This is a genomic window from Alcanivorax limicola (genome assembly GCF_019931215.1).
In the GTDB taxonomy this organism is placed as follows: Bacteria; Pseudomonadota; Gammaproteobacteria; order Pseudomonadales; family Alcanivoracaceae; genus Isoalcanivorax; species Isoalcanivorax limicola.
This window is the reverse complement of the sequence record NZ_JAIOUB010000001.1, coordinates 347,918-374,879: the sequence shown is the minus strand read 5'-3', so window position 1 is coordinate 374,879 and position 26,962 is coordinate 347,918. Positions and strand designations below refer to the sequence as shown.

Below are 26,962 nucleotides of genomic sequence, written 5' to 3'. Positions count from 1 at the left end.
CAGTCAGCCAGCCAGGCGATGTTGCCGGCGGCCAGGAATCGGTCGGGTTAAACCAGTGCGGCGCCATCCAGCACGCCAATGGCGCGCAGATTGCGGTACCACATCTCCAGCGGGTAGTCGCGCACGAAGCCGGCGCCGCCAAACAACTGGACGCCGTTGGTGCCGATCTGCATGGCTTTTTCGGCGGCGTAAACACGCGCCAGATGGGCTTCCCGGTGGAACGGCAGCCCCTGCTCTGCACGGCTTGCCGCACGCAGGACCAGCAACCGCATCCCTTCCAGTTCAATCGCGATATCGGCCACCATGAACGCTACCGACTGGCGCCATGCGATCGGCTCGCCGAAGGCCTTGCGCTCCTTGACGTAGGGAATGCAGTAATCCAGCACGGCCTGGCAACAGCCCACCGCGAGGGCCGCTGTGCCGATCCGGCCCAGATCAACGAGACGCTCCAGATCAAACTGCATCAGCCGATGTGCGGCACCGACACGCACCTGATCCAGCGTCAACGTAGCCACTTCCACCGCCCGCAGGCCCATATAGGGCTCGGCTTTGGCGCTCAGCCCCTGGCTGCCTGCCGGCACCACAAACGCGGCGGCGCCCTCCCCGTCCAGCTCGGCGACCACCAGAACCAGCTCCGCGCTGGCCCCGAGAATCACCATGGATTTCTCGCCGTTCAGGACGTAGTCATCCCCGTCCCGCACGGCCCGTGTGTGCAGATTGGCCGGATCAAAGGTGGCCCGGGGCTCCATCAGCGCCACGGTGGCCGGCACGAAGTGCTCCTGCGCCAGTTGCGGCAGGAACATCTCCTGCTGCGCTTCGTCACCGAAGTCCAGCAGTGCATTGATGAAGGACAAGGGCGCCAGCGTGCCGAGTGCCAGTGAAATGTCGCCGCTGCCCAGGTCTTCCGCATTCAGCGCGTTACTCACCGGCGAGCGCGGCATACCGGCTCCGCCAAACGCCTCCGGGATCGGCATCAGCGACAGGCCCAGCTCTGTGGTGCCCTGATAAAAGCCCTCCGGTGCAGCCCCGGCCTCATCGGCATCGCGGGCAATGGCGCGCAGCTGTCGCTCTGCGTAACGGCGCATGCTCTCGCGACCGATGCGCTGCTCCTCCGACAGTGACAGATCAAATGGCAGATCCTGACTCGTGACCACTTCGCATACTCCTGTGGGTGACCGTTGCGCGTCTGGCTGACGGGGGTATGTCTGAGACCCGCGGCCAGTTAAACGCTCGTTTGAATTTGCGTCAATCCTGACACAGCACCGGATACGCGGCAAGCCGTTCGTCGCCCACCGGCGCCCCCCGCCACGCCTGCGCTCCGGGCCTATCGCCGCGTTTCCGGACCTGTGTCATGATATCAATGTGATATCAGGCGGGATTTGCGAGGAGCAGCTGCCGTCAGGGGGAAATGTCAAAGCATTGAACGTTTCACAGGACCATCGCCGCAGTCTGCGCCTGCGGCGCCAGAGAATGGCCATCTACTCGTATCTGCTGGTATGGGGGGGCGTGCTGCTGGGCATGCAAATCGGCTACTTCGAGCCAGACACCCCTCACCAGTGGCTGTTCGGCGGCACGCTGGCGCTCAATCTGTTGGTGTTTTTCCTGATTCAGGGTGGATTTTCTGAGCGCTGGCGAGATCCCAGCCTGACCACCCCGCAGATGATCATCGGCATTCTGCTGATTACCCTGTTGCTGCATTACTCCCGTGACATGCGTGGCGCCATGCTGGCCATCTACTTCATGGTCATGACCTTTGGTGTATTTGCGCTGGCCCGGCGACGCATGATCGTCATGGCATTGTTTGTGCTCGCCTGCTTTATCACCCTGGAAGTGGTCGAGTATCTTGATGCGCCGCAATACAAGATCGTGTCACTGAGCCTCGGGCACCTGAGCATCCTGACCATGGGGCTTGCCTGGTTTATCTATGTCGGCGGTCATATTCACAACCTGCAACAACGAAACCGGGATCAGCGTACCTCGCTGCAAGCGCAACAACGCCATCTGGAACAGATCAACCAGCAGCTGCAGGATGCCATGGCGCGGCTGGAAGAAGTGGCCATCCGTGACAGCCTCACCGGTCTGTTCAATCGTCGCCATTTCATGGAACGGATCGAAGAAGAAATGGCCCGCGCAGAGCGTCAGGGAAACCCGCTGCATCTGGCGCTGATCGACCTCGATCACTTCAAGAAAATCAATGACACCTGGGGACATCAGGCCGGTGATCAAGTGCTGGTTCGCTTCGCCGAAACTGCCCGTAACACCTTGCGGCGCTCCGATCTGATTGCCCGTTATGGTGGCGAGGAGTTCGTTATTCTGCTGACCGCAGGCGACACGCACGACATCCGTCAGGTACTGGAACGGCTGCGCAGCACGCTCTCCGGCCTTCATTTTGGCGGCCAGGCAGGGTTCCAGGTGACCCTGTCCGCCGGGCTCGCCACCTGGCGCCAAGGCGACACCGTGGACTCCTTGTTCCAGCGCGCCGACGTGGCCCTTTATCGCGCCAAGAACACCGGCCGCAACCGACTGGTCGAAGCAGAAGCCTGATACCCCGGCGGCATGCTAGACTCGCGCCCAATCGCCTACAAGATCACCAACAAGAAGGTCATGCTCAAATGGAAAGTCTTGAAAATCCCGGTCTGCGGCAAACCGTCGATGCCTTTATCCGGGAAACCGGTGAGGATGCCCTGACCTGGACCGAGATCCATGGCCTGATGTGTGCCATTTCCGCTGGCCCGTCCGCCCCCGAAGACTGGCCGCAGATCTGTCATGCGGAAGAGAACGCGGTGCCCGCCAATGTTGCAACCGCGTTGTTGCAACTGCAGCAACGCCTCGCCGCCCAGCTGGGCGTCGGCGAGCGCCTTCAGCTCCCCTGCCTGCTGGACCCGTATGCCGACGATGAAGGGGAAGATCTGTCCAGCTGGTGCGCCGGTTTCATGGCAGGTGTTCTGCTACAGGAAGAGCGCTGGTCGGAGGCAGATGAAGAACGCATGGCCAACATGCTGCTGCCTTTTTTGCTGATCAGCGGTATGGATGAAGACCCTGAACTGGACAGCCTCTGGGAAGACACCCGACTGGTGCGGACCATGGCCATGGCGATACCCGAGCTGCTGGAAGAACTGTTCCTGTACTTCCATGCACCGGATGCCCCGACCGGCGGTGATGACAGCGAAGCGAGCGAGGACGATTAATCAGCCCCCGCCGGCATCCCTGTCCCCGGTCATCACGTCCTCGTCCTGCTGCCCGGGTGCAGCAGGGCCCTGCTGAGCAACCTCAGAAGCAACCTCCGGACCCAGCAATACGGCAAGCCAGCGGCTTTCGGCACGGCTTTCAAATGCGATCCGCAAGATCATGGTCAATGGCACCGACAGGACCATACCTACCGGCCCCAGCACCCACCCCCAGAAGACCAGAGACACAAATACCACCAGCGTGGACAATCCCAGCCGACGTCCCATCAGTCGTGGCTCCAGCAGGTTGCCCATACCGGTGTTGATCACCACAAAACCGGCGACGGCAACGGCAGCAAGACCGAACCCGTGCAACACATAAGCCAACAGACACGCCGGAATGGCAGCCAGGAAAGAGCCTATATTCGGGATGTAGTTGAACATGAAGGCCAACGCGCCCCACAGCAGCGGATAGTCCACATCCAGTATCCACATCCACAAGGCCACGATAATGCCCGTCCCCAGACTGACCAGTGACTTGATCGCCAGATACTGATTCACACCGGCAGAGAACTTGCGGAACACCGCAACGCCGGGGGCGGAACCGCCCAACGCAGCCTGCAGCTTCGCGGGGAAGCGTGCCGCCTCAAGGAGGATAAACGCCACGGTCAACAGCACCAGCAACAGATTGCCCAGCGCAGAACCAAAATGCCCGGCAACCTTGCCCGCCATATTCATCAGCGTCTCGGCATCCAGGTGCTCACGCCATGCATCAGTATCCAGGTGCATCCCGAATCCGGCCAGCATATCCAGCACCCCGGCAAGGCGTTCATTCAGCGCCTCTTCATATTTTGGCAGCTCGCGCACAAAGCCATTGATCGACGCACCGAGCCCTGTGGCCACACCGATCATGGCCACGATCAGTCCGATCATGACCAGCAATACCGCCAACGCTTCCGGCACATGATGGCGCCGCAACCAGGCAACGCCCGGCGCACAGACGATGCTCAGAAAGACAGCGAGTAAAAACGGCTCAAGTAACCCAGAGGCGGCCCGCATACCTGCCACCAGCACCACCAGGGCCGCAAGAATCCCAATCCATGGCCAGCTGGCCCGGGCGTCAGACATGGTTACCTCGCAAACTGTGTTAGCGTCTTGTGTGGAAACTGCGCGTTCTATACTCCGGTGTTCACGCCACAGTTACAACTCTGCGGTTGTTTCTGCAGTGCCGCCGCCTATGATACGACGCAAAAGAGTGCAAGAGCCTTGATCATGTTCACGATGCGTCGCCTCATACTTCCGCTTATGCCCTGCCCGGCCGTCCGGTTCGGCGTCATCTTGACTGCCTTGTCGGCAATGTTGTCAGCGACGCCGGCATTTGCCGAATCCGGCGGTGCCGCCGCACATGCCGAAAGCTGCCCGGAAATCAGCCGCGCCGGCTTTACCGGCGCCGTGGTCGGCAGCGAACCGCTGGACCTGCTGACGGAAGTGCCTGCCACCGTCAGAACGCTGTTCTTCTTTACGGAAGTTCTGGGCGCCACCGGCATGACACTGCAGCATCGCTGGCAAAACGGGGACTCGGATGTCACCGTGCCGCTGCGTATCGGCAGCCCGGGCTGGCGCACCTGGTCCAGTCGGCAGATCGTCGACAATACGATGGACTGGCGCGTCACCGTCACCACCGACAACGGTTGCACACTGGGTGTCTGGACTATTGCGGGCAATCCGGATGCAGCACGGCCACCTGCGGCAGCACCGACCCGTTCAACACCCGTTCGCTCATCACCGACCCGGGCGACACGAACCGCCGAGACGGCACTCAGAACTGAAGAAATCAATGCCTTGCTAGCGGAGCAAGACCTGATCGGCGCACGTATGCTGCTGGAGGCGGAAGCGGAGCGCGGTGTGGCCCCACAGCTGCTGGCACGTATCAGGCAAGTGGATCTGGAATTGGCCAGTGCCCGGCGGGAAATCGAGGCGGAGCGCCTGTACACCGCCGCCACGCGTCTGGCACAACTGTCTGAGCGCGACGACCTGAGTGATCAGGAGCGAGCATCAATCACAGGATTGCAGAGGGAGATTACGCAGCGTACCGCCGATCTGGAGAACGAATACGTGTACTGGTTGGCCGCCTGGCGCCACACCGTCAATCAGGGCCTGGCCGGCGGCGCACTTTGTACCAATCCGTCTGCGTTCGCCGAGGATTGGCCGACGCGGATTACCGAAGCGTTGTCATGGGTGGACCGTCAGGCAACCGCAACCGGTTATGATTTTCTGCTGATTGATACACGCACCGGGCGCAGCCATGTACTGCCACTCCACTGTCCACTGCAGCATTCCGGTGTGTCAGCTGTCATCCGCCAGTGACAGATGACTGATGTCCGGGTTGACCGCCGCTTTACGCGGCGCCAGCTCTTCCAGTTCAGTCCCCGGGGGAGCCATCGACAGATGGCTGATGTCGGGATTAACACTGACTGTCTGACGCTCGGTAGTGTCCAGATCCGCACCCGGCGGTGCCACCTCGAAGGGCCCGCTGAACCCTTCGCCTCCCGTACGGATGGTACCGACCATTTCGCGGTTGCTGTCCGCAGGGCTGCTGCGCTGTTCAGGCGCAGCCGGTGATGGCGCCGCAACAGCAGCCGGAGAGGACTCAACCATCTGGCACTGGGCGCCCGCCTGCTTGAGCGCCGCACGGAACTTCATCGCCGTCGCCTGATCGGCGTCACGCTTGAGCACCATGCGCTTGCCTGAAAACAGCGCTTCCACCCGCTCCGGTGTCATACGGAACAGGCGCCCCAGATTGGCACGCACGGCGGCCGGATCAGCACCGGGCACCAGACTGCCGTCAAATACAATGTTGTAACGTGCATCACTCATGCCAGACAGTCTACCGTCGTCGTTGCGGCCAGGGAAGCCACACACCTCAGCGCTCGGCTATCTGCGCCGCCGCGTATTCAGCCAGTGCCGCGATGGTCTGTGAGGGATTCAACCCCAGCGCCACCGGCACCACCGCGCCATCCATCACGAACAGTTCCGGATAACCAAACACCTCGCCGCGATGATCCACCACGCCCTGCTCCGGTGAGTCCGCCATGTTGCAGCCCCCCAGCGGGTGCGGCGTCACCAGATTACGGAACCAGCGCCAGGTTGCGGGCACCAGTGGCTGGCCGCCGGTCGCCTCACTGAGACGCACATGCATTGAAGAGAGGGCCTCGACGGCAGGCTCGGCCGCGCGATAATCCCATTTCATCCGCAACTGATTGCGGCGCCACGGCGCATACCAGGGGCGGCCCAGCGACAGCACACCACCCGCCTCGTCTTGCGCCTGGCCAAACCAGGGCATGAGCCCGGTCAGCGGATCGCGCTTGCTGATCAGATGTCGCAGAATGCCGATCAGTCGATGCTTGCCCAGCCCCGCAAACGGGTCCGTCAGCAAACGTCGCTTGCGACGGCGTAGCAGATTCCCGACCACGTCCGGAAATCCGCCATCTTCCACGAGAAAACGCTGGCCCTGCTGACTGCCATCAAGAAAGTCTATTGCGGCAGAAATAGTCGGCCCTCTTGAGGGTGATATGTCGCGGTGTGGATAGCGCGCCGGCGTCAGGAAATCGCCGTTGCTGAGCCAACCGTGCCCCAGCCTGTCGCTGAGCCCCGGCAGGGTCTGATACTGATCGCGGCATCGCAACAGTAATTCCGTTGAACCGATACTCCCCGCCGCAATAACAACCCGACGGGCCAGTATCCGCACATCTTTACCTGCGGCCAGATCGCGGACACCCACTTCGTAACCGCCCTCCTCTGCCGGACGTAGCCAGCGCACATGATGCAACGGCCGGATCTCCGCTCCGCACTGCTCTGCCTCAGCGAGATAATTCAGATCGAGGGTATTTTTTGCCTGCACCGGGCAACCGATATCACAGTTGCCGCAATGCACACAGGTGCCCTGGACACGGCCATGCTCGTTGGTCCAGGTACGCGAATGTCGATAATCGTAAGGCCGCTCGCGCCGCGTGTGCCAGGCCGGGTCAAACGTGACGGCCTGTGGCAGCACGGTAAAACGCTTGCCTTCGCCAATCGCTTCTGCGGCGTCACGCAACAGGCGTGTGCGCGGCGTAAACTGGTTGGCGGGCAAGGGGGCCACCTTCAGCATCTGCTGCACCGTCGCAAAATGCGGCGCCAGTGCGGCATAGCTGATCGCGGCAGGCCAGCCGCGCAGAAAATTATCCGGACGTGCGGGAATACTGATATTGGCATAGATCAATGACCCGCCACCAACACCGGCGCCTGCGGCCACACTCATGTCGCCAAAGGCGCGGAAATCGATCCAGCCATTGTGGCGTTCCGGTCGCCGCTCGTCCCAGCGCCAGTGCCGTCCACTGACACTGGGATAACTTTGCGGAGACCAGCGCCGCCCGCGTTCCAGCACCAGCACACGAGCGCCCTGCTGAGCCAGCCGCAACGCCATCACGGCACCACCAAAACCGCTGCCCACAACCAGCGTGTCTGTTCGCTCCATGACGCCCCCGCGCTCCCCTTCCCATTATTCTTGTCATTAAATGCCATGCAGCGCTGACTCTGCAAGACAAGGGGGGCGCTGCTGTCGAGGAGAGCGGCTCTCGGGGAGAGCCGCGGTTAGCCCATCAGAACGTCAATGTTGCCTGGGCCCACAGCTTGCGGGTATCCGCAGCGAGGTCACGGGCCTGATAGTCCGCGGCCTTGAGCAACAGATGCAGCCATGGCCGCGCCTGCCAGCCGGCGCTGACATTGATCTCCCGACCATATCTGTCGTCACCACGGTCAGCATCGAACCAGTGGCTGGTCAGCGCCAGGGAAACCGGGCCCGCAGGGCCACTGACGCGCACATACTGATCCACCACACCGTCCGCCGGCGTTGTCAGGAAAATGTCCGTAAAGCCCTGGAACGCATGCATGGTGGCCAGCGGTGTTTGCAGCGCCACACCCGCGTCCGCGTCAGCACCCAGGCTTTCGCGACCCAGCGTGAGGCCATAGCCGTTACTCGCTACACCCACTTCTGTCAGAAGATAATCAGCCCCGAAATCCACCGGGTTATCGGCATAATCCCGCTGCCGCGCATATTCCAGCGTGATCGGGAACGACAGCGACTGCCATGCCGGGCGCCCACTGACACGCAGCCCGGTCGTCAGGCTGGATAACGCCGGCGCTTCATCAAGATCCAGTGCATAGGCGTAGCCGCTCAACGTCACCCCGCCGATTGCGCCGGACAGATGGAGCAGATGGCTGTCACTGTCAAACGCGGCCGGCGGCCCACCTTGCTCAGGACCGAATATGCGCCGCACCTGGTCAATCCAGACGTACCGGAGCTTGACCCCGCCCGGCACAGCCATGTCGAGACTGGCCGCATCGAATGTCTGCTCATTCTGGCGCCAGCCTACCCCGCCGATGAAACGCTGGTTATCAAGATTGATGCGCTGCCGCCCGAGCGTCGCCCCTGCGGTGTCATTGAACCGGTAGTCCAGCGCAAACTGGTTGAGGTCCGCCCCCTTGGGATCTGCGACGACAGGAAAATCTGTGCGGCCGTTGCGCGTGGAATTGAACCGTTGCTCGGTCAGATAACCGACATGGTCCATTTCCACTCTCAACTGCAGCCCCTGCCAGTTGCCGCTCTGATAACTCAGACGGGAACGCAGGGTATTGGCATGCGCGTTTTTATCGAACAGATCGGGTTGGCGCACCTGTTCATAGCGATAGCGTACGCCGAGGGACACGTTTCCCTCTGTCAGCGCTTCTACCAGTGTATCGGCATCTGCCGCCGCCACACTGCGTACCCCGGCAAGACTGACACAACACAGCACAATGGCTGCCAAACGATAGGTATGAGACATCTCCGATTCCCTCTCAAGGTAAGTGAAATGCCTGTCCGAAAAGCACTGCGTTATACCGGCATTTTTTACTGTCATGCCTTTTTATCAATCTGTTAGGCCACCACCGCGTCTGTGGTGCTTGCGATCTCCTGACTGAACACCCGCGCGTCACCCAGACTCACCACGCTGCCGATCATCACCAGACACGGCGAGCCCATTTGCGTTTGCTGCGCCGTCTCCGCAAGCGTTGCCAGAGTGCAGCGCGCAGCTTTCTGGCGCGCTGTCGTGCCCTCACTGATCAGCGCGGCGGGCGTCTCTGCCGAGAGCCCATGGCGCGTCAGCTGCGCCGTGATGGTGCCAAGCTCGCTCAACCCCATGTAACACACCAGCGTGCGCTTCGGATCAGCCGCCAACGCGGCCCAGTCGGTCTGCGGCGCGCCATCACGACGGTGCGCCGTCACCAGGCAGACACTGGCGGCATGATCTCTGTGGGTCAGCGGAATACCGGTGGCCGCTGCGCAGCCCGCCGCCGCCGTAATCCCCGGCACCACACTGGCCGCCACGCCGTGACGCTGCAGCTCCGCGAGTTCTTCGCCGCCGCGACCAAAAATGAAGGGATCGCCGCCTTTCAGGCGCACAACCTGGCGGCCCGCGAGCGCTTCTCGTACCAGCAGCGCATTGATCTCGTTCTGCGGCACGCTATGACGGCCGCACCGTTTTCCGACATAAAGTCGGCGGGCATCGGGGCGGCAATAGTCCAGCAGCTCCGGCGCTACCAGGCGGTCGTGGACCACCACGTCCGCCTGCTGCAGCAAACGCATGCCACGCACGGTAATCAGATCAGGATCGCCGGGGCCGGCACCCACCAACCACACATGACCGCTACGCCCGTGTGTTGTGCGGTTCGCTTCGTCGGCACGCAGCCGCTGCCACCATTCGGACACGGTATTACCGGTGCCGTGCAGTGCATCAACCCAGGGCGCGAACAGGCTCAACATTGTCGTTCTCCTCATCGGATTCCCGCGACGGTGCACCTGCACCGGCTGCCAGCAGTTTCTTCAGTTCAGGGATACAGGAGCCGCAGCCACTGCCCGCGCCAGTGCAACGACTGATCGCTGCCACATCCGCGCAACCCTCATGAATCGCTTCTTCAATTTTTGCCTGACGTATCTGATAACAACTGCACACGACCGCACTGTTGTCTCGCAGACCACCCGGCACACCGGCCATCAGCTGCATGGGGTCCGGACGGGGCTCGGCCAGTGCCAGCGCCAACCAGTCCTCGTCAATATCTGCCGGCAGCGGCGATATCACCGCAAAGCAGACCGGTTTGCCCTGGCGGTAACCGAGCAAACGATGGTGGCCGCTGGCCTCATCCGTCATTTCGGCCCAGTCCTGCACATCCGGGCAGCGGGCACGCAACCAGTCCGTGTCCACCGGGCGCTGACCTGCCATGCGCAGACGGGTGGCCGGTTCGCCGGGGATGCGGCACCAGTAGTGGCTGGCATCCGGGGCATTCAGGCGCGTCAGGGCAATTACCGTGGCATGCCAGATCGGTGCGAAAGGGGCGACCCGTACCGGTGTCTGTTTGAAGGCCGGTTGCCCGGACTCCGCATCGCAGTTGGCGGCGACCAGCGCATCCACCCGCGCTGCGCTGGCAAAGCAATCGTTCCAGTGAATCGGCATGAACACGCTGCCCTGCTGCTGGCCATCGCTGCTGCAGGCCGGCACAACGCACTGCCCCAGGGGGCTTTCCACGCGCACCAGATCACCCTCACGGACATCGGCACGCTTCATGTCTTCAGGATGCATGGCCACGAAAGGCTCGCTGGTGTGGCTGAGCAATTTCTGTGCGCGCCCGGTGCGCGTCATGGTGTGCCACTGATCACGCAAACGTCCGCTGTTGAGCAACAAGGGCCAGTCGCTGTTGACACCGGCATGGGACAAACGTGGCGTGACCGGCACCAGCCGCGCACGCCCGTCAGGTGTAAAAAAGTGGCCGTCAGCAAAAAGGCGCTCAGTCCCTGAGGAACCTGGATCGCCCGGACCATGTGCACTGAGCGGCCACTGGACAGGTAACAGTGAGTCATAATCCCGATCGCTGAGCGTCGCCAGTGCGCCAATATCAAAAGCGCGGCGCGACCTGCTCTGCTCAAACCCCGAAAGCGCCGCATGTTCACGAAAGATCGCTGCCGGGTTGGCGTAATCAAAGGCGTCAGAAAAACCCAGACGTTGTGCCAGCGCGCTGATGATCCACCAATCCGGGCGCGCTTCACCGGGCAACGGCAGGAAGGCCCGTTGCCGGGAAATACAGCGCTCTGAATTGGTGACGGTGCCATCCTTCTCACCCCAGCCCGCCGCAGGCAAACGAATATGTGCCATGCGCAGGGTATCGGTATCGGCAACACAGTCCGAGACAATTACCGTCGGGCATTGGGCCAGTGCGGCGCGCACCAGATCCGCCTCCGGCATGGACACCACCGGATTGGTGGCCATGATCCAGATCACCTTGATGCGCCCCTCGCCCACTGCACGAAACAAGTCTACGGCCTTGAAGCCCGGGGCCCGCGCCACGCGATTGCTGCCCCAGAAGCGGCCAACCAGTGACCGGGAAGGCTCATCGAAACCCATGTGTGCAGCGAGCTGATTGGCCAGCCCACCCACTTCCCGACCGCCCATGGCGTTCGGCTGACCGGTAATGGAGAAAGGCGCCGCCCCGGGCTTGCCGATACGACCGGTAGCCAGGTGGCAGTTGATGATGGCGCTGGCCTTGTCGACGCCGGTTTCCGACTGGTTGATGCCCTGAGAGAACACCGTCACCGTTTTCGGTGATTGGGCAAACCAGTCGAAGAACGTGCTCAGCGCGGTGGTCGATACCCCACACGCCTCTGCCATACCCGCCACGTCATCGGCACTGCCGGCAAAGGCCGCCGCTGCCGCAGCAATCGCAGCCTCCGCGTCGCGCGTGTGCGCGGCAATGAAATCCTGATCCAGATTGCCCTGATCGGCCATCCAGGCCAGCAAGGCGGTAAACAGAAAACCATCCGATCCCGGCTGGATGGCAAGATGCAGATCCGCAAGATCACAAGTCGCCGTTTCGCGCGGATCAATCACCACCACTTTCATGTCGGGACGTTGCTGTTTCGCGGCGACGATACGCTGGTACACCACCGGATGCGTCCAGGCCATGTTCGAGCCGGTGATGATCACCAGGTCGGCCAACTCAAGATCGGCGTAACAGCCTGGCACCGCGTCAGCACCCAGCGTCTTCTTGTGCGCCACCACAGCACTGGCCATGCACAGGCGCGAATTGGTATCGATATTGGCGGCGCCGATAAAGCCCTTCATCAACTTGTTGGCGACGTAATAGTCTTCTGTCAGCAACTGGCCGGACACATAGAAGCCGATGGATTCCGGGCCATACTGATCGATCGCCTCGCGCATGCGCACGGCGACGGTGTCCAGCGCCTGATCCCAGCTCACGCGACATTCGTTGATCTCGGGGTACAGCAACCGTTCCCGGACACTGACGGTATCGCCCAGCGCGCTACCTTTGACACACAGCCGCCCCTGGTTTGCCGGATGCGCTGCGAGCCCGCTCGCTTTCCAGCCGTCATCCTGCGTGCGTTGCATGGCAACACCGCAGCCAACGCCACAATAGGGGCAGGTGGTTTGTGTTGTATCCTGATCGCCGCAACGGCTCATACAAGGGCCTCCTCGGCGGCGGACACGGGCAAACGGTCTGCGAACAACAACTGGTTACGCCAGCGCGTGATGTCTTTGCCCAGGTGTTTTTCGTACCAGGCGCCACCGCTGGTTTCACCGTACAACACGGTGCCGGTCAGGCGATTGCCCTCCAGCCAGAGGCGACGATAGTGCCCCGCCACCGGATCGCGCCAGACCAGGCTGCTGTCGCCCTGCTGCACACCGGCGGCAAACACCGACACACCGCTGACTTTCAGACGCGTCGGGCTGTCGCGATACACATAACGGCGATGCCCGGTCTCCATCAGATGCGCGGCGCAGACGCGGGCCTGTTCATACAAGGGTGCCACCAGACCGAAGGTCCGGTGACGGTGTTCAACGCACTCACCCACCGCATAAATGGCCGGGTCATAGGTTTGCAGCGTGTCATCCGTCAGCACACCTTGCCGACAGGCCAGCCCGGCGCTGCGCGCCAGACGAATATCCGGGATGATGCCGATGGCCAGCACCACCAGATCTGCCGCGATCTTGCGACCATCTTCCAGCGCGACAGCGCGCACCTGGCCGCGGCCATTCCCCAGGAAGGCGGCCGTACGCGCCTGCAATACGATGTGCAATCCACGCTTTGCCAGATCCTTCTGCAACAGCGCACCGGCTTCGGGATCGAGCTGGCGATTGAGCAGGCTGCGTCCACTGTGCAACAACGTCACGGACACACCGCGACGCCGCAGCCCTTCCGCCGCCTCGATACCCAGAAAACCACCACCGATCACCACCGCCTCACGCACACTTCGGCTGGCATCAATGAGCTGCCGAGTGTCATGGAGGTCACGGAAGGTGGTAATGCCCGCCAGTTCGGCGCCGGCACAATCGATGCGCCGCGGCTGCGACCCGGTGGCCAACACCAGACGCTGGTAGACTTCCTCGCGCCCGGAGGCCGTGCGCACTACGCGGCGGCGACGATCTATCTCAACCACCGCATCGCCGGAAATCAGGGTAATGCCCCGGCTGCGATACCATTCGGCATCATGGGTGATCACCGACGCCTCGTTCTGCTCGCCACCCAGCACCGGCGACAACAGTACGCGGTTGTATCCCGGCTCCGCTTCCGCACTGATCACCGTGATGCGCCATGCTGAAGACGCCAGGCTGAGGCATTCCTCCAGCAATCGAGTCGCCGCCATGCCGTTACCGATGATGATCAGGTGCCGGGCATCGGGCGTTGCAGTCTGTGGTGTACGGTGCTCGCTCATGCGCTTGCTCGCTTGACTTGCTCGCTTGGTAAGGAACATGCGGATTACTGTGCGCTCGGCTGTTGCGCCACCAGCACACGTCCGTCGCGCACGGTGACCGGCCAGGTCGGGACATTCACGGCCATGTCTTCCAGACAGATGCCGGTGTGCAAACAGAAATGCTGCTTGTATACCGGCGATGCCACGACCAGCTTGCCGCCAATATCACCCAGAATGCCGCGGGCCAGCACATTGGCATCGCTGAAGGGATCATGATTGCCCAGCGCGAAGAACCCGTCCTCGGTGTGGAACAGCGCCACCTGCGCGCCGTTGATCCGCGCCGCAACACCAGTACCCGGAATGACATCACTCACGGCGCACACATCCGCCCAACCCGTCACCTGTGCCTTGCTGTTCATGCCGGTTCTCCTTTTTCCGTGCGGGCCTGAGGATCGAAGCGCACTGGCTGCGCCTCTGCCATCAGCTGTTGTCGTTCTTCAGGTCGCGCCGGGCGCTTCTGCCCGCGCTCACGGACATAGACGATATGCTCATCCGCGCTGTCGTCATTGATGAAGGCATCGAAGCGGCGCAACGCCTGGGCGTCTTCGATAGTGCGTTTCCATTCACAGACATAGGTATCCACCACCGCCTGCATCTGGTGTTCAAGCTCTTCCGCAATATTCAGGGAATCATTGATGACCACGTCCTGCAGATACTCCAGCCCGCCCTCCATGTTGTCGCGCCACACCGAGGTGCGCTGCAGACGATCAGCGGTGCGGATATAGAACATCAGCAAGCGGTCGATGTAGCGGATCAGGGTGTCGTCATCAATATCACTGGCAAACAGTTCGGCGTGCCGGGGGCGCATGCCACCATTGCCGCAGACATACAGGTTCCAGCCCTTTTCTGTTGCGATAATGCCGATGTCCTTGCTTTGTGCTTCTGCACATTCCCGTGTGCAACCGGACACGGCCATCTTCAGCTTGTGCGGGGAACGCAGACCGCGATAGCGCTCTTCCACAAAGATCGCCATGGCGACGGAATCCTGCACGCCGTAGCGGCACCAGCTGTTGCCGACACAGGACTTCACCGTACGCAGGGATTTACCGTAGGCGTGGCCGGATTCGAAACCGGCTTCCACCAGTTCACTCCAGATTTTTGGCAGCTGTTCCACCCGGGCGCCAAACAGGTCAATACGCTGACCGCCGGTGATCTTGGTATAGAGGTCGTAACGCTGCGCTACCTCACCGATAACGATGAGTTTTTCCGGTGTGATCTCGCCACCGGGTACGCGGGGCACCACCGAGTAGGTCCCGTCCTTCTGCAGATTGGCCAGGAAATAGTCGTTGGTATCCTGCAGGCCGGCGTGCTGGGGCTTGAGCAGGTATTCGTTCCAGCAAGATGCCAGGATGGACGCCACCGTCGGCTTGCAGATATCACAGCCGTGGCCTTTGCCGAATTTTTCCAGCAGCGCATCGAATGTCTTTATTTCATGCACCCGTACCAAGTGATAGAGCTCCTGGCGGCTGTAGGCAAAGTGCTCGCAAAGGTCATTGTTGACTTCAATGCCCTGCCGCACGAGCTCTGCATCCAGCACCTGCTTCACCAGGGCGGCGCAACCGCCACAACTGGAGGCCGCTTTGGTATCAGTTTTCAAACCACCTACGGTGGTGCAGCCGCCGGCGATGGCGCTGCACAGATCGCCTTTGGTGACATTGTTGCAGGAGCAAATCTGTGCTGAATCGGGCAGCGCATCCACGCCCAGCGACGGTTTGTCGGAGGATGCCGGCAGGATCAACGCGGCGGGTTGCTGCGGCAGTGCCATCTCGTTGAGGCAGTACTGCAACAACATGCCATAGTCTGCGGTATCCCCGACCAGCACGGCGCCGATCAGCTTCTTGCCTTCGGCGTCCAGGATCAGTTTCTTGTAGATGCCCGCGGGCCCGTCTTCGAATACGCACGTGGTCGCGCCGGGCGCATTGCCCTGGGCATCACCGATGGAGCCCACTTCCACGCCCATCAGTTTGAGTTTGGTGCTCATATCCGCACCGGTAAAGGTGCGGCTGCCATCACCGGTAAGCTGTGCGGCGCAGACACGGGCCATTTCATAGCCCGGCGCCACCAGACCGTAGATACGCCCGGACCACAGCGCGACTTCACCGATGGCATAGATATCCGGATCGGAGGTCTGGCAACGATCATTGACGACAATGCCGCCTCGCTCGCCCACCTCAAGACCGGCGTCACGGGCCAGTTTATCGTCCGGTCGAATGCCGGCAGAGAAGAGCACCATATCGGTTTCAAGGGTTTCGCCGTCGGCAAATTCCAGGCGATAACGTGAGGTCTCGCCGGCGACAATCGCCTGCGTTGCCTTGCCGGTATGCACCTTGACGCCCAGGCTCTCGATCTTGTGGCGCAGCACCCGCGCACCGCCGTCATCCAGCTGCACGGCCATCAGACGTGGCGCGAACTCCACCACATGGGTATCCAGCCCGAGATCCTTCAGCGCCTTGGCAGCTTCCAGACCCAGCAGACCACCACCAATCACGACGCCGCATTTTGATGAGGTTGCGCTGTCGCGAATCGCCTCCAGATCTTCAATGGTGCGATACACCAGGCAATGCGCCTGATCGTTACCGGGAATGGGCGGCACAAACGGATAGGAGCCCGTGGCAATAACCAGCTTGTCATAGGCCACTGACGCGCCTGACACCCCTTCCACGCAACGCCCGGCGGTATCGATGCGTGCCACCGCTTCACCCAGCAGCAGCCGGATACCGTGCTCGGTAAAGAAGGCCTCAGTGGTCAATGCCAGATCTTCAGTAGTCGCACCGCTGAACCAACTGCTCAATTGCACCCGATCATAGGCGGGACGCGGCTCGGCACTGAACACCGTGATGGCGTAGTCATGAGTGAGACCGCTCAACGTTTCGAGCAGGCTCTGCCCCACCATCCCGTTACCTATGATGACCAACGCCGGTTTGCCCATGGAAAGCTCCTTCACTGCATGTTTCGGTTGTACAACAAGGTCGTGCTGTACCGGTCCGCCTGTCGGTTCGGCGGGTATCGCCGTCTCGCAGACATAAAAAAAAGGCGCTCACATCCCGGGCTGTGGCCCGGACGGTGAGCGCCTTTGCTCGATTGTCCCTAGCGCGATGTCTTGTCGCTGTATCACGGCAGTGCACGGCGCCATCGTCGTTGATGGCATGCGGCACGGGTCGCGACGTGATGAAAGGAGCAAAACTCATGCCAGCCGTTGTAAAGCACACAGCCATCAACCTCCCCGACGCCCGCAAAGCCTTGCAGGACAGCCGCTGACACGGCACCTGCCCGACTTCGCTCGGGCGCAGGGGATTGCCAGGCAACCTCCGGCCACGCCCTCCCCTGCCACCTGATCGCGCACCCGTGCACCGAAACAATGCACAGGAACCTTCATCCGTGCCCTGGCAGTCCGCTATCGCCATGCAGCGGGTTACTACTGCGACATCGTGCAGAACCTGCAAACGCCCGGTTAAGGCCCACCACGCCTGCCTGTTTCGCACCATTGAGATGCACTCCGGGAAAAGTGGCATGCATCGTGCACTATTTGCCTGCATGTTCCGGATCAATGGCGGTCCGGACACCCTGCCCTGACACCGGCGACATCATCGCAGTCAGCGCACCAGGAGCAACGACGCTCGGCCTTGTGTCCGGTTATCCCCGTTCACACATGGGCGCAGCGGGCTCCTGAGCAGCACCGCGCGCTCATTCCTGATATGGCCCTGAAATGGAGCACCCATGAGCACGCAGAAACTGAATTTGCTGAACCTGTCTGTCCCGCGCGTCCGCCTGTTGCATCTCAGCTGGATGGCTTTCTTTGTCAGCTTTGTGGTGTGGTTTTCCCACGCCCCGTTGATGGGGGATATCCGTGAGGTTTTTGACCTGACCTCGGATCAGGTCAAGGCACTGCTCATTCTCAACGTTGCATTAACCATTCCCGCACGGGTGGTTATCGGTTCACTGGTCGATCGCTACGGGCCACGCCTGGTGTTCGGCATGCTGCTGATTGTGGCAGCGATTCCCTGCTGGGCCTTTGCTCTGGCCAATACCTATGAGCAACTGGCTGTCACACGTCTGTTGCTCGGCTTTGTCGGCGCCGGCTTCGTCGTCGGCATTCGTCTCATCAGCGAATGGTTCCCGGCGCGAGAGGTCGGGCTGGCAGAGGGTGTCTACGGCGGCTGGGGCAACTTCGGTTCCGCGGCGGCAGCCCTTACCCTGCCCACGCTGGCCATGCTGTTCGGCGGCGACAACGGTTGGCGCTGGGCCGTGGCCTGCACCGGCCTGCTGTCTGTCACCTACGGGCTGATCTTTCTCTGGCGCGCGCGCAATACGCCCGCCGGTGCGTCCTACTTCAAACCCAAGAAAGCGTCTGCACTGGAAGTCAGCAGCAAGCGCGACCTGTACTTCTATATGGCAATGTGTGTGCCGCTTTACGCCGCGCTGCTGGTCATCGTCTGGCGTCTCGGTCCGGGGCAACTCGGACTGTATGGCGTGACACCGCAACTGGCTTTGATTGCTGTGATTCTGAGCCTGGCGATCGTCCAGCTGCATCAGGTCTGGCGGGTAAACTACCAGCGCCTGCGCGAGGGCGTGCCGGAGCATGACCGTTACGCGTTCAAGCAAGTCGCTATTCTCAACCTGGCTTACCTGGTCACCTTCGGTTCAGAGCTCGCCGTGGTGTCGATGCTGCCGCTCTTCTTTATCGATACCTTCAACCTGGCTGCTGTGACAGCCGGGATCCTGGCCTCCGGCTTTGCGTTCATGAATCTGGTCGCACGGCCCGGTGGCGGCTGGCTCTCGGATCGCTTCGGCCGGAAACGCTCCCTGAGCATTCTGCTGTGTGGGCTGATGCTCGGTTACGGGCTGATGAGTCTGATCGGCAGTAGCTGGCCGCTGGTGTTTGCCGTCATGGCGACCATGTGCTGCTCGTTCTTTGTTCAGGCTGGCGAAGGCGCCGTGTTTGCCACAGTGCCGCTTATCAAACGCCGCCTGACCGGCCAGATATCCGGTATGGTCGGTGCTTATGGCAACGCCGGCGCTGTGAGCTTTCTCACAGTGCTGACCTTTGTCGATCCCTCATCCTTCTTCCTGGTCATCGCAGCATTTGCCGCAGTAACACTCGCCGCCGTGCAGTGGCTGGAAGAACCGCGCGGACATATTGCGGAAGTGGACGAGAACGGCCAGGTTCAGTTGATCGAGGTAAGCTGATGGCACACATGCCAGATCTGCGGGAGGCAGGGACCTCGCCACAAGACGCCATAGAAAGCGGTCTGAACGTATGCGTGGGCCAGTGCAGTGAGACCGGCGTCAAACCACACAACCAGGACGCCGTAGCCATGCGACTGCCTTCCGGCCAGCCGTTGCGCACCAAGGGACTGGTGGCAGCCCTCGCCGATGGCCTCAGCTCCGCCGAGGCGGGGCGTGAGGCCGCCGAGGCCTGCGTGCTCGGTTTCATCAACGACTACTACGCCACGCCCTCGCTATGGAGCGTGCCGCGCTCGGCGCAGCGCGTACTGGAAGCACTCAACCGCTGGCTGTGCCGACGCACCCTCGCGGGCGAAGATCATCTGTGCACCCTGTCGGTCCTGATTTTGCGCTCGCGCCTGGCGCATCTGTTCCAGGTCGGCGATTCGCGCATCTGGCGACTGCGCGACAGACGACTGGAATGCCTGACCGAGGATCACAGCCGTCAGGCCGGCGGACGACGCCTGCTGACGCGAGCCATGGGGGGCGATACGCGTCTGGAAGTGGACTACCGCCAATGCGAACTGCAGCAGGGTGACATCTTCCTGCTCACCAGTGATGGTGTGCATGACGTTCTGCCCTGGCCGATCATTGAAGACACCCTGCTCGGTTCGGAGACCCCGCAGGTGGCCGCCGAGAACCTGGTACAGTTTGCGCTCAACAATGGCAGCCGCGACAACGTCAGTTGCCAGGTCCTTCATGTATTGACCTTGCCGGATGCCAGTGCCGATGACGCACTGGCCTCGCTGCGCGAACTGCCGCTGCCGCCACCGCTGGCGCCGGGGATGCGCGTCGACGGTCTGACCGTGGTGCATGAGCTGTATGCCAGCGCGCGCAGCCACTTGTATCTGGTGCGCGATGCTGACGACCAGCTCAGCGCACTCAAGGCACCCTCCGTCAATCTGGAGGACGATGCTGATGCGTTGACCCGCTTTGCGCTGGAAGGCTGGATCGGCGCGCGCTTGCGCAGCGCTCACTTGTTGAAACCCCTGCCCCCCGTCGGCCAGCAGAGTTGCCTGTATCAGCGGCTCGAATATATCGATGGTGTGACACTGCGCCAGTGGCTGCGCGAACATCCTGATGCGGCCGTGGAAGAAAAGCTCTACTTGGCGGATCAGTTACTCAACGGCGTGCGCGCCCTGCATCGGGCCGATGTGATCCATGGCGATCTGAAACCCGACAACATCATGGTCGACCGCAGCGGGCTGGTAAAACTGATCGACTTCGGCAGTTGTTACTGTCGCGGGCTGGACCAGCAACCCCCGCCGCTGCCCCTCGGTACGCGTCACTATACAGCCCGTCATATTCGTAGCGGCGCCACGCCGGACGAGCAGGGAGACCTGTATGCCGTGGCGGTGATCATCCACGAGATGCTCACTGGCACGCTGCCTGATCCGGACAAGCCGGCACTGCGCCTGCAACAGCACAATGCCTTCGTGCCGATGTGGCTGAACCATGTGCTGCAACGCGCACTGCACCCGGATGCCAATCCCTATGCCGATGCGGCGGAGTTCCGCGCCGCACTGCGCCGCCCTGCCGCCCACACTGCGATCATCACCCGCCAGGAGCGCAATACGCTGCGCCTCTGGCAGGCCACCAGCGTCATTCTGCTGGTGCTGCTGATCATGAGTCTGTCCTTGCACCTGTGACGTCATGCGGCCAGCGCCATCAGGCGCTGGCCGCGCTCTTCTTCGGAGGACTCGCCGGAGATGACGCTGGCGTCTGCAAAGCCGTCACCGATGCCGCGACCCCGGCCACATCACCGTCATCATCCCGTTCGTGCAAAAATCGCAGCACCCGGTGTCGCAGACGGTTGTAATGCGCATTATCAGCCAGCATCAGACGATCACGCGGGCGCGGCAGATCGATCGGCAAAATCTCGCCAATCGTTGCCGAGGGGCCATTGGTCATCATCACAATGCGGTCCGACAACAGCACCGCCTCGTCGACATCATGCGTAATCATGATCACCGTATTGCCCTGTGCTGTCTGGATCTGCATCAGCGTATCCTGCAGGCGGGCCCGCGTCAGGGCATCCAGCGCTCCAAACGGTTCATCCATCAGCAACACGCGCGGCTGCATGGCGAGTGCCCGGGCGATGCCAACACGTTGCTTCATGCCCCCGGAAATTTCCCCCGGACGCTTGTCCCGCGCGTGCAGCATTTGCACCAGCTCGAGGTTATGCGCTATCCAGTCACGCATCTCGGCGCGATTCATGCGCCGCCGAAACACCTCCTGCACCGCCAGCGCAACGTTGTCCCAGACGCTCAGCCAGGGCAACAACGAATGATTCTGGAACACGACGGCGCGTTCCGGGCCGGGCGCTGTCACTTCACGGCCTGCGAGGATGGCGCCACCGCGCGTCGCCTGTAACAGGCCCGCCACAATATTCAGCACCGTAGACTTGCCGCAGCCGGAATGACCGATCAGGGAGACGAACTCCCCTTCATTGATACGCAGATTGACGTCACGCAGTGCGTCAAAAATGCCCCCCGGCGTTTCAAAATGCATGCCCACAGATGAGAGCTCAAGTAAGGGTTTCATCGCATTCTCCTAATCCTGTTTCCAGTCTACCCGCCGCTGAATCAGCACCATGATGCGGTCCAGCGCGAAGCCGATGGCGCCGATGACCAGCACGGCCACCATGATGCGGCTCAACGATTGCGAGCTGCCGTTCTGAAATTCGTCCCAGACGAACTTGCCCAACCCCGGATTCTGGGCCAGCATTTCCGCCGCGATCAGCACCATCCAGGCAATGCCCAGCGATACCCTGAGGCCGGCAAACATCATCGGAATGGCGGAGGGCAATACGATCCGGCGCACGTGCGTCAGCCACTTGAGGCGCAGGACACGGCTGACGTTGTTCAGGTCATCGCTGACCGTTTTCACGCCCACTGCCGTATTGATCAGCGTCGGCCACAGACTGCACAACATCACCGTGACCATGGACACCACAAAGGATCGTGAAAAGGCGGGGTCCTCCGTCGTATACAGTGCCGCCACCACCAACGTGACCAGCGGCAACCACGCCAGCGGCGATACGGGCTTCAGCAGTTGCACCACCGGATTCAATGCATTCTCCAGCACGCGACTGAGCCCCATGACGATACCCAGGGGTATCGCTATCAGCGATGCCAGCAGAAAACCGGCCAGCACCGTTACCAGACTGGTGCGAATCTGGTCAAAGAAGGTCGGCGCCCCGGTATAGCTGCGACGTACCGGTTCCCAGTCCGGCTGCTGCGCCAGGCGCGCAGCAATACGCTCCTCCTGGCGCAACATGAACGCCCGTGACCGCTCGCGCTCCGCACGGTGCTCCGCGAGCAGATTGCCGGCCTGTTCATACACCTGTACCGGGCCGGGAAATTGACCCAATGACGTATTGATACGCGACGCACCCAGTTGCCAGACTGCCAGCAATACCAGAATGCCGACGATGGGCGCCGCCCACTGCAACAGCAGCAGTCTTATCTGCGCTTGCGGTGCCTCGCCCCGCGCCAGGCGCACCCAGGGTTGCAGCCATTGCGGCAAAGTCAGCGTCGTCATCACAGCCTCCCGCTGTCTTGCTTGAGGCCGATATCGAAGCGTTGCAGGTAAGCGTTCGGTTCACGTGCATCGAACACCATGCCATCAATGAACGTCGTATGTTCCGGCGACCGGAAACCGCTTTCGGTGTTCATGTCAGGAAAGTCTGCGGCGGACGCCTTACCTTCTTCGATCAGGGCTCGCGCGGCGGCCTGATAGACTGCCGGCTTGAATACCTTGCGCGCCATGTCGAGATACCAGTCGTCCGGCTTGTGCTCGGGTATCTGGCCCCAGCGACGCATCTGGGTGAGGTACCAGATCGCATCGGAGTAGTAGGGATAGGTCGCATTGTGGCGGAAGAAAACGTTGAAATCCGGTGCCTCGCGCACGTCACCTTTTTCGAACTCGAAAACCCCGGTCATGCTGTTGGCGATCACCTCGTAGTCCGCGCCGACATAGTTGGGCCGTGAAATGATGCGCGCCGCTTCTTCCCGGTTGCGATTATTCTCGGCGTCCAGCCACATACCGGCCCGGATCAGCGCCTTGACCACACGCATGTGGGTATTGGGATAACGTTCGGCCCATTCATTGCTGACGCCGAACACCTTCTCCGCGATATTGTTGCGGATATCGTAATCCGTAATGACCGGCACACCGATACCCCGGAAAACCGCCTGTTGATTCCACGGCTCACCGACGCTATAGCCATGAATCGTGCCGGCTTCCAGCGTGGCGGGCATCTGCGGCGGCGGTGTGACGGACAGCAACACTTCTGCGTCGATATTGCCCGAGGTGTCACCCCGCAGCGGTGCATAGTAGCCCGGGTGAATGCCGGCAGCAGCAAGCCAGTAGCGCAACTCATAATTGTGCGTAGAGACCGGGAAGACCATCCCCATGCGGAAAGCCTCACCCTTGTCATTATGGGCCTCGATGACAGGCTTCAGTGCACCGGCATGAATCGGGTGCTGCGGTTTACCGTCCGCCATATCGAGATGCGGCTTCATCGCTTCCCAGACCTGGTTGGATACGGTGATGGCATTACCGTTCAGGTCCATCGTAAAGGCAGTCACGACATGCGCCTGGGTACCAAAACCAAGCGTGCTGCCCAGCGGTTGTCCAGCCAGCATATGTGCGCCATCCAGCTCCCCGGAGATCACACCGTCCAGCAGCACACGCCAGTTTGCTTGCGCCTCCAGCGTGACGAAGAGACCTTCATCCTCAAAATAGCCACGTTCATACGCTATGGCCAATGGCGCCATATCAGTCAATTTGATAAAGCCGAAACGCAGCTCATCCTTTTCCGGCCAGTTCTGTGCCGCAGCCTGAGCTGAGACGAGTAACACACTGCATAGCGCGATGATGAATCTTGCGGTCATAGCTCTGCTCCCTTTCCCTGCGGGCAAAAAAAAACGCTCACTGCACAGTTCCCTGTGCGGTGAGCGCCATTGCCCGACATAGTGATACGAGAAGTGACTGCAATGCCAACAACGTTGTCGGCCAACGGTCACTCTGACGGTGAAGTACAATGCAATCGCTATGCCACCCTCATATCGACGATAAAAATCAAAGTGTTAACACGGAAAGCTCTCCGCAAAGATCGACATCTCCTGCGCTATCACCGGGCAGTCTGCACGATATCGCGCACCGATCTGGCGCGCGCCGGGCATCGTCTTGCGCTGCGTTAAAGCGGTGCGAAGAGCACTGCTTTAACGCAATGCATGGCTTCGCCTGAGCTCAGCCGCACTCCGGGGCGGGGGCGCCGAGCAATCCATAACTACATGATTATTATAGAATAATGTTGCCCCGCCGCGTATCCAGCCAACCCCGAAACCCGACATGGCACGCTTCATGCTTTTCTCCAGGTGTGCAACGGAATCAATGTCGATGTTGTTGCATGGGTCATTTTGTCGGGCAATGGCGCCCACACATACTTCGGCTTCAGCCTGGTATGCGTGGGCGTTTTTTTTTGCTTTTTTTCGGGAACGGAAAGAGGGAAAGGTCATGAAAAAGGCACCAGCGCTGAGCAACAGTGGCCAGCAACGTCGGGATTTTATCAAACAGTCCACCGCCGCGATCGGGGGCGCGACCCTGGCCGCACCGCTACTGAGCGGTACCGCCCGGGCCAGCACCGGCCAACCGGAAACACGCAACGCCAAGCTGGGCTTTATCGCACTGACAGATGCAGCACCCTTGTTTGTCGCCGATGAAAAAGGCCTCTTTGCCAAACACGGCATGACCGGTGTCGAGGTGCTCAAGCAATCCTCCTGGGGAACCACCCGCGACAATCTGGTACTGGGTTCCGCCCGTAACGGCATTGATGGTGCTCATATCCTGACGCCCATGCCCTACCTGATTGCCACCGGCGCCATGACGGCAAACAACCAGCCGGTCCCCATGTACATCCTCGCCCGTCTGAATCTTGCCGGGCAGTGCATTTCAGTAGGCCGCGAGTATGCGGACCTGAAAGTCGGTGTTGATGCAGGCGAGTTCGCCAAGGCGCTCGCAGCCAAACGTGCCGGCGGCAACGAAGTCCGTGCAGCCATGACCTTCCCCGGCGGCACCCATGATCTCTGGATTCGCTACTGGATGGCTGCCGCCGGCATTGATCCGAATGCCGACATCTCCACCATCGTTGTGCCACCGGCGCAGATGGTCGCCAATATGCGTGTTGGCAGCATGGACACCTTCTGTGTTTGCGAACCCTGGAACGAACAGCTGATCCGCCAGAATATCGGCTACACCGCCAACACCACCGGTGAGCTCTGGCACAACCACCCGGAAAAAGCATTCGGTATGCGCGCCGATTATGTGGAACAGAACCCGAACGCTACCCGTGCGCTGGTGAAGGCCATCATGGAAGCACAGATATTCTGCGAGCAACCGGAAAATATCGAAGAAGTGGCCCGTATCTGCTCACGGCGTCGCTGGATCAACGCACCCTATGAAGACATCATCAATCGCATGCAGGGCCATTTTGACTACGGCACCGGCCGGGTCGTGGAAAACAGCCCGCACCGCATGCGCTACTGGCATGATCAGGCGTCCTACCCGTTCAAGAGCCATGATCAGTGGTTCCTGACCGAGAATATCCGCTGGGGTTATTTGCCGAAGGAACTCGACACCAAAGCCCTGGTGGAAAGTGTCAACCGCGAAGATATCTGGCGCGCTGCCGCGGCGGAGCTGGGCATCGACAAGCGTGACATTCCAGATACCACCTCGCGCGGCGTCGAGACCTTCTTCGATGGCAAAGTCTTCGATCCCGAAAACCCGCAGGCCTATCTCGACAGCCTGGCGATCAAGCGGCTTCGGTAATAGCGGCAAGCAGGAGTAACTACCATGAGCACATCAACCCTTACTTCCGGCCTGCGCTTCCCCGGGCACTCGCTGATGCACGCCGCAGGGCGGGCAGAGGCAGCGACTCGGACCTTGCGCTTTGCGCTGGATCGCGTTTTGCCCCCGGTACTGATTACGGCAGTATTGCTCGGCATATGGGAACTGCTTTGCTCCGGTGACGGCGCTGTGCTGCCGCCCCCCACTCAGGTCGTCAGCGACACGTGGGAGCTGATCGTCAACCCGTTTTATGATTATGGCGGCAATGATGTCGGCATGGCCTGGCAGATCCTTGCCAGCCTGGAGCGTGTTGCCTATGGCTATGTGCTGGCCGTGATTGCCGGGGTCAGCCTGGGCGTGCTGGTGGGCCAATCCACCTGGGCCATGCGCGGTCTGGACCCGCTGTTTCAGGTGCTGCGCACGGTGCCGCCGCTGGCCTGGTTGCCGATCTCCCTGGCCGGCTTTCAGGACAGCAATCCATCCGCCATTTTCGTCATCTTCATCACGGCCATCTGGCCGATCATCATCAATACCTCCGTCGGCATCCGCAATATTCCCGAGGACTATCGCAATGTCGCCCGGGTGCTGCGACTGAACGGCGCCGAATATTTCCACCGCATCATGCTGCCTGCAGCAGCGCCCTACATCTTTTCCGGCCTGCGTATCGGTGTCGGCCTCTCCTGGCTGGCCATTGTCGCTGCTGAAATGCTGATTGGCGGCGTGGGCATCGGCTTCTTTATCTGGGATGCCTGGAACGCCTCACTGATCAGCGACATCATCCTGGCACTGGTCTATGTCGGCATCGTCGGCTTTATGCTTGATCGGCTGGTGGTATTTATCGGCAATCGGGTCACACGTGGCAACGAGGCTGGCAGTTAAT

General features: G+C 61.2%; 20 protein-coding genes. 7 read left to right on the top strand and 13 right to left on the bottom strand.

The features are described 5' to 3' along the window. Positions 1 to 47: 47 nt before the first annotated feature. Positions 48 to 1,154 (bottom strand): acyl-CoA dehydrogenase family protein, encoded by a 1,107-nt coding sequence (locus K8B33_RS01670; protein ID WP_223422581.1) that lies wholly within the window; start codon positions 1,152 to 1,154, stop codon positions 48 to 50. Between the two features lie 265 nt (positions 1,155 to 1,419). On the opposite strand from K8B33_RS01670, the gene K8B33_RS01665 reads away from it, so the two are divergent. Together K8B33_RS01665 and K8B33_RS01660 are read left to right on the top strand one after the other, a co-directional pair. Then, on the top strand, positions 1,420 to 2,544 hold the full coding sequence (locus K8B33_RS01665) for a GGDEF domain-containing protein (RefSeq protein ID WP_223422578.1): 1,125 nt from the start codon (positions 1,420 to 1,422) through the stop codon (positions 2,542 to 2,544). 68 nt (positions 2,545 to 2,612) lie between these two features. Beyond that, positions 2,613 to 3,188 (top strand): YecA/YgfB family protein, encoded by a 576-nt coding sequence (locus K8B33_RS01660; RefSeq protein ID WP_223422576.1) that lies wholly within the window; start codon positions 2,613 to 2,615, stop codon positions 3,186 to 3,188. Here the strand turns inward: K8B33_RS01660 and K8B33_RS01655 are convergent, their stop codons facing one another. After that, positions 3,189 to 4,295, bottom strand: coding sequence for an AI-2E family transporter (locus K8B33_RS01655; protein ID WP_223422574.1), 1,107 nt, complete (start codon positions 4,293 to 4,295; stop codon positions 3,189 to 3,191). Between the two features lie 210 nt (positions 4,296 to 4,505). Here K8B33_RS01655 and K8B33_RS01650 point away from each other — a divergent pair, with 210 nt between their 5' ends. Beyond that, a complete protein-coding gene (locus K8B33_RS01650; protein ID WP_223422571.1) occupies positions 4,506 to 5,534 on the top strand; it encodes a DUF2914 domain-containing protein in 1,029 nt (342 codons plus the stop codon). Here K8B33_RS01650 and K8B33_RS01645 read toward each other — a convergent pair. The 8 genes from K8B33_RS01645 to nirB all read right to left on the bottom strand — a co-directional run bounded on the left by K8B33_RS01645 (position 5,514) and on the right by nirB (position 16,936). Further along, a complete protein-coding gene (locus K8B33_RS01645; RefSeq protein WP_223422569.1) occupies positions 5,514 to 6,044 on the bottom strand; it encodes a hypothetical protein in 531 nt (176 codons plus the stop codon). The two genes, K8B33_RS01650 and K8B33_RS01645, sit on opposite strands and share 21 nt — an antisense overlap. Positions 6,045 to 6,090: 46 nt before the next feature. Beyond that, on the bottom strand, positions 6,091 to 7,683 hold the full coding sequence (locus tag K8B33_RS01640; protein ID WP_223422566.1) for a GMC oxidoreductase: 1,593 nt from the start codon (positions 7,681 to 7,683) through the stop codon (positions 6,091 to 6,093). A 124-nt stretch (positions 7,684 to 7,807) separates the two neighbouring features. Beyond that, positions 7,808 to 9,031: an alginate export family protein gene (locus tag K8B33_RS01635; protein WP_223422564.1), complete on the bottom strand. Its 1,224-nt coding sequence runs from the start codon at positions 9,029 to 9,031 to the stop codon at positions 7,808 to 7,810. Positions 9,032 to 9,123: 92 nt separating this feature from the next. Further along, complete coding sequence (cobA, locus tag K8B33_RS01630; protein ID WP_223422562.1) at positions 9,124 to 10,008, bottom strand: uroporphyrinogen-III C-methyltransferase; 885 nt, start codon at positions 10,006 to 10,008, stop codon at positions 9,124 to 9,126. Further along, positions 9,980 to 12,715: a nitrate reductase gene (locus K8B33_RS01625; protein ID WP_223422560.1), complete on the bottom strand. Its 2,736-nt coding sequence runs from the start codon at positions 12,713 to 12,715 to the stop codon at positions 9,980 to 9,982. Before K8B33_RS01625 ends, cobA begins: the two co-directional genes overlap by 29 nt. Further along, on the bottom strand, positions 12,712 to 13,968 hold the full coding sequence (locus K8B33_RS01620) for an NAD(P)/FAD-dependent oxidoreductase (RefSeq protein WP_223422557.1): 1,257 nt from the start codon (positions 13,966 to 13,968) through the stop codon (positions 12,712 to 12,714). The genes K8B33_RS01625 and K8B33_RS01620 overlap by 4 nt, the downstream gene beginning before the upstream one ends. Positions 13,969 to 14,012: 44 nt before the next feature. Continuing rightward, positions 14,013 to 14,366 carry a nitrite reductase small subunit NirD gene (nirD, locus tag K8B33_RS01615; RefSeq protein WP_223422555.1) on the bottom strand — a complete coding sequence of 118 codons (354 nt, stop codon included), beginning with the start codon at positions 14,364 to 14,366 and terminating at the stop codon, positions 14,013 to 14,015. Further along, the gene (nirB, locus tag K8B33_RS01610) at positions 14,363 to 16,936 is read right to left on the bottom strand and encodes a nitrite reductase large subunit NirB (RefSeq protein WP_223422552.1); all 2,574 of its coding nucleotides are present in this window, start codon (positions 16,934 to 16,936) and stop codon (positions 14,363 to 14,365) included. Before nirB ends, nirD begins: the two co-directional genes overlap by 4 nt. A 788-nt stretch (positions 16,937 to 17,724) precedes the next feature. On the opposite strand from nirB, the gene K8B33_RS01605 reads away from it, so the two are divergent. Then, positions 17,725 to 19,194 carry a NarK family nitrate/nitrite MFS transporter gene (locus K8B33_RS01605; RefSeq protein ID WP_223422550.1) on the top strand — a complete coding sequence of 490 codons (1,470 nt, stop codon included), beginning with the start codon at positions 17,725 to 17,727 and terminating at the stop codon, positions 19,192 to 19,194. Next, positions 19,194 to 20,879: a bifunctional protein-serine/threonine kinase/phosphatase gene (locus K8B33_RS01600; RefSeq protein WP_223422549.1), complete on the top strand. Its 1,686-nt coding sequence runs from the start codon at positions 19,194 to 19,196 to the stop codon at positions 20,877 to 20,879. Before K8B33_RS01605 ends, K8B33_RS01600 begins: the two co-directional genes overlap by 1 nt. A gap of 19 nt (positions 20,880 to 20,898) precedes the next feature. Here K8B33_RS01600 and K8B33_RS01595 read toward each other — a convergent pair whose 3' ends face one another. From K8B33_RS01595 to K8B33_RS01585, 3 genes are read right to left on the bottom strand one after another with little or no spacing between them, the layout of a single operon-like run. After that, positions 20,899 to 21,774 (bottom strand): ABC transporter ATP-binding protein, encoded by an 876-nt coding sequence (locus K8B33_RS01595; protein ID WP_223422548.1) that lies wholly within the window; start codon positions 21,772 to 21,774, stop codon positions 20,899 to 20,901. A gap of 9 nt (positions 21,775 to 21,783) precedes the next feature. Continuing rightward, a complete protein-coding gene (locus K8B33_RS01590) occupies positions 21,784 to 22,773 on the bottom strand; it encodes an ABC transporter permease (RefSeq protein WP_223422547.1) in 990 nt (329 codons plus the stop codon). Then, entirely contained in the window at positions 22,773 to 24,128 is a 1,356-nt protein-coding gene (locus tag K8B33_RS01585; RefSeq protein ID WP_223422546.1) for a CmpA/NrtA family ABC transporter substrate-binding protein, read from the bottom strand. The genes K8B33_RS01590 and K8B33_RS01585 overlap by 1 nt, the downstream gene beginning before the upstream one ends. A gap of 625 nt (positions 24,129 to 24,753) precedes the next feature. On the opposite strand from K8B33_RS01585, the gene K8B33_RS01580 reads away from it, so the two are divergent. Beyond that, positions 24,754 to 26,064, top strand: coding sequence for a CmpA/NrtA family ABC transporter substrate-binding protein (locus tag K8B33_RS01580; RefSeq protein ID WP_223422545.1), 1,311 nt, complete (start codon positions 24,754 to 24,756; stop codon positions 26,062 to 26,064). 24 nt (positions 26,065 to 26,088) lie between these two features. Further along, positions 26,089 to 26,961 carry a nitrate ABC transporter permease gene (gene ntrB / locus K8B33_RS01575; RefSeq protein ID WP_223422544.1) on the top strand — a complete coding sequence of 291 codons (873 nt, stop codon included), beginning with the start codon at positions 26,089 to 26,091 and terminating at the stop codon, positions 26,959 to 26,961. Position 26,962: the final 1 nt, after the last annotated feature.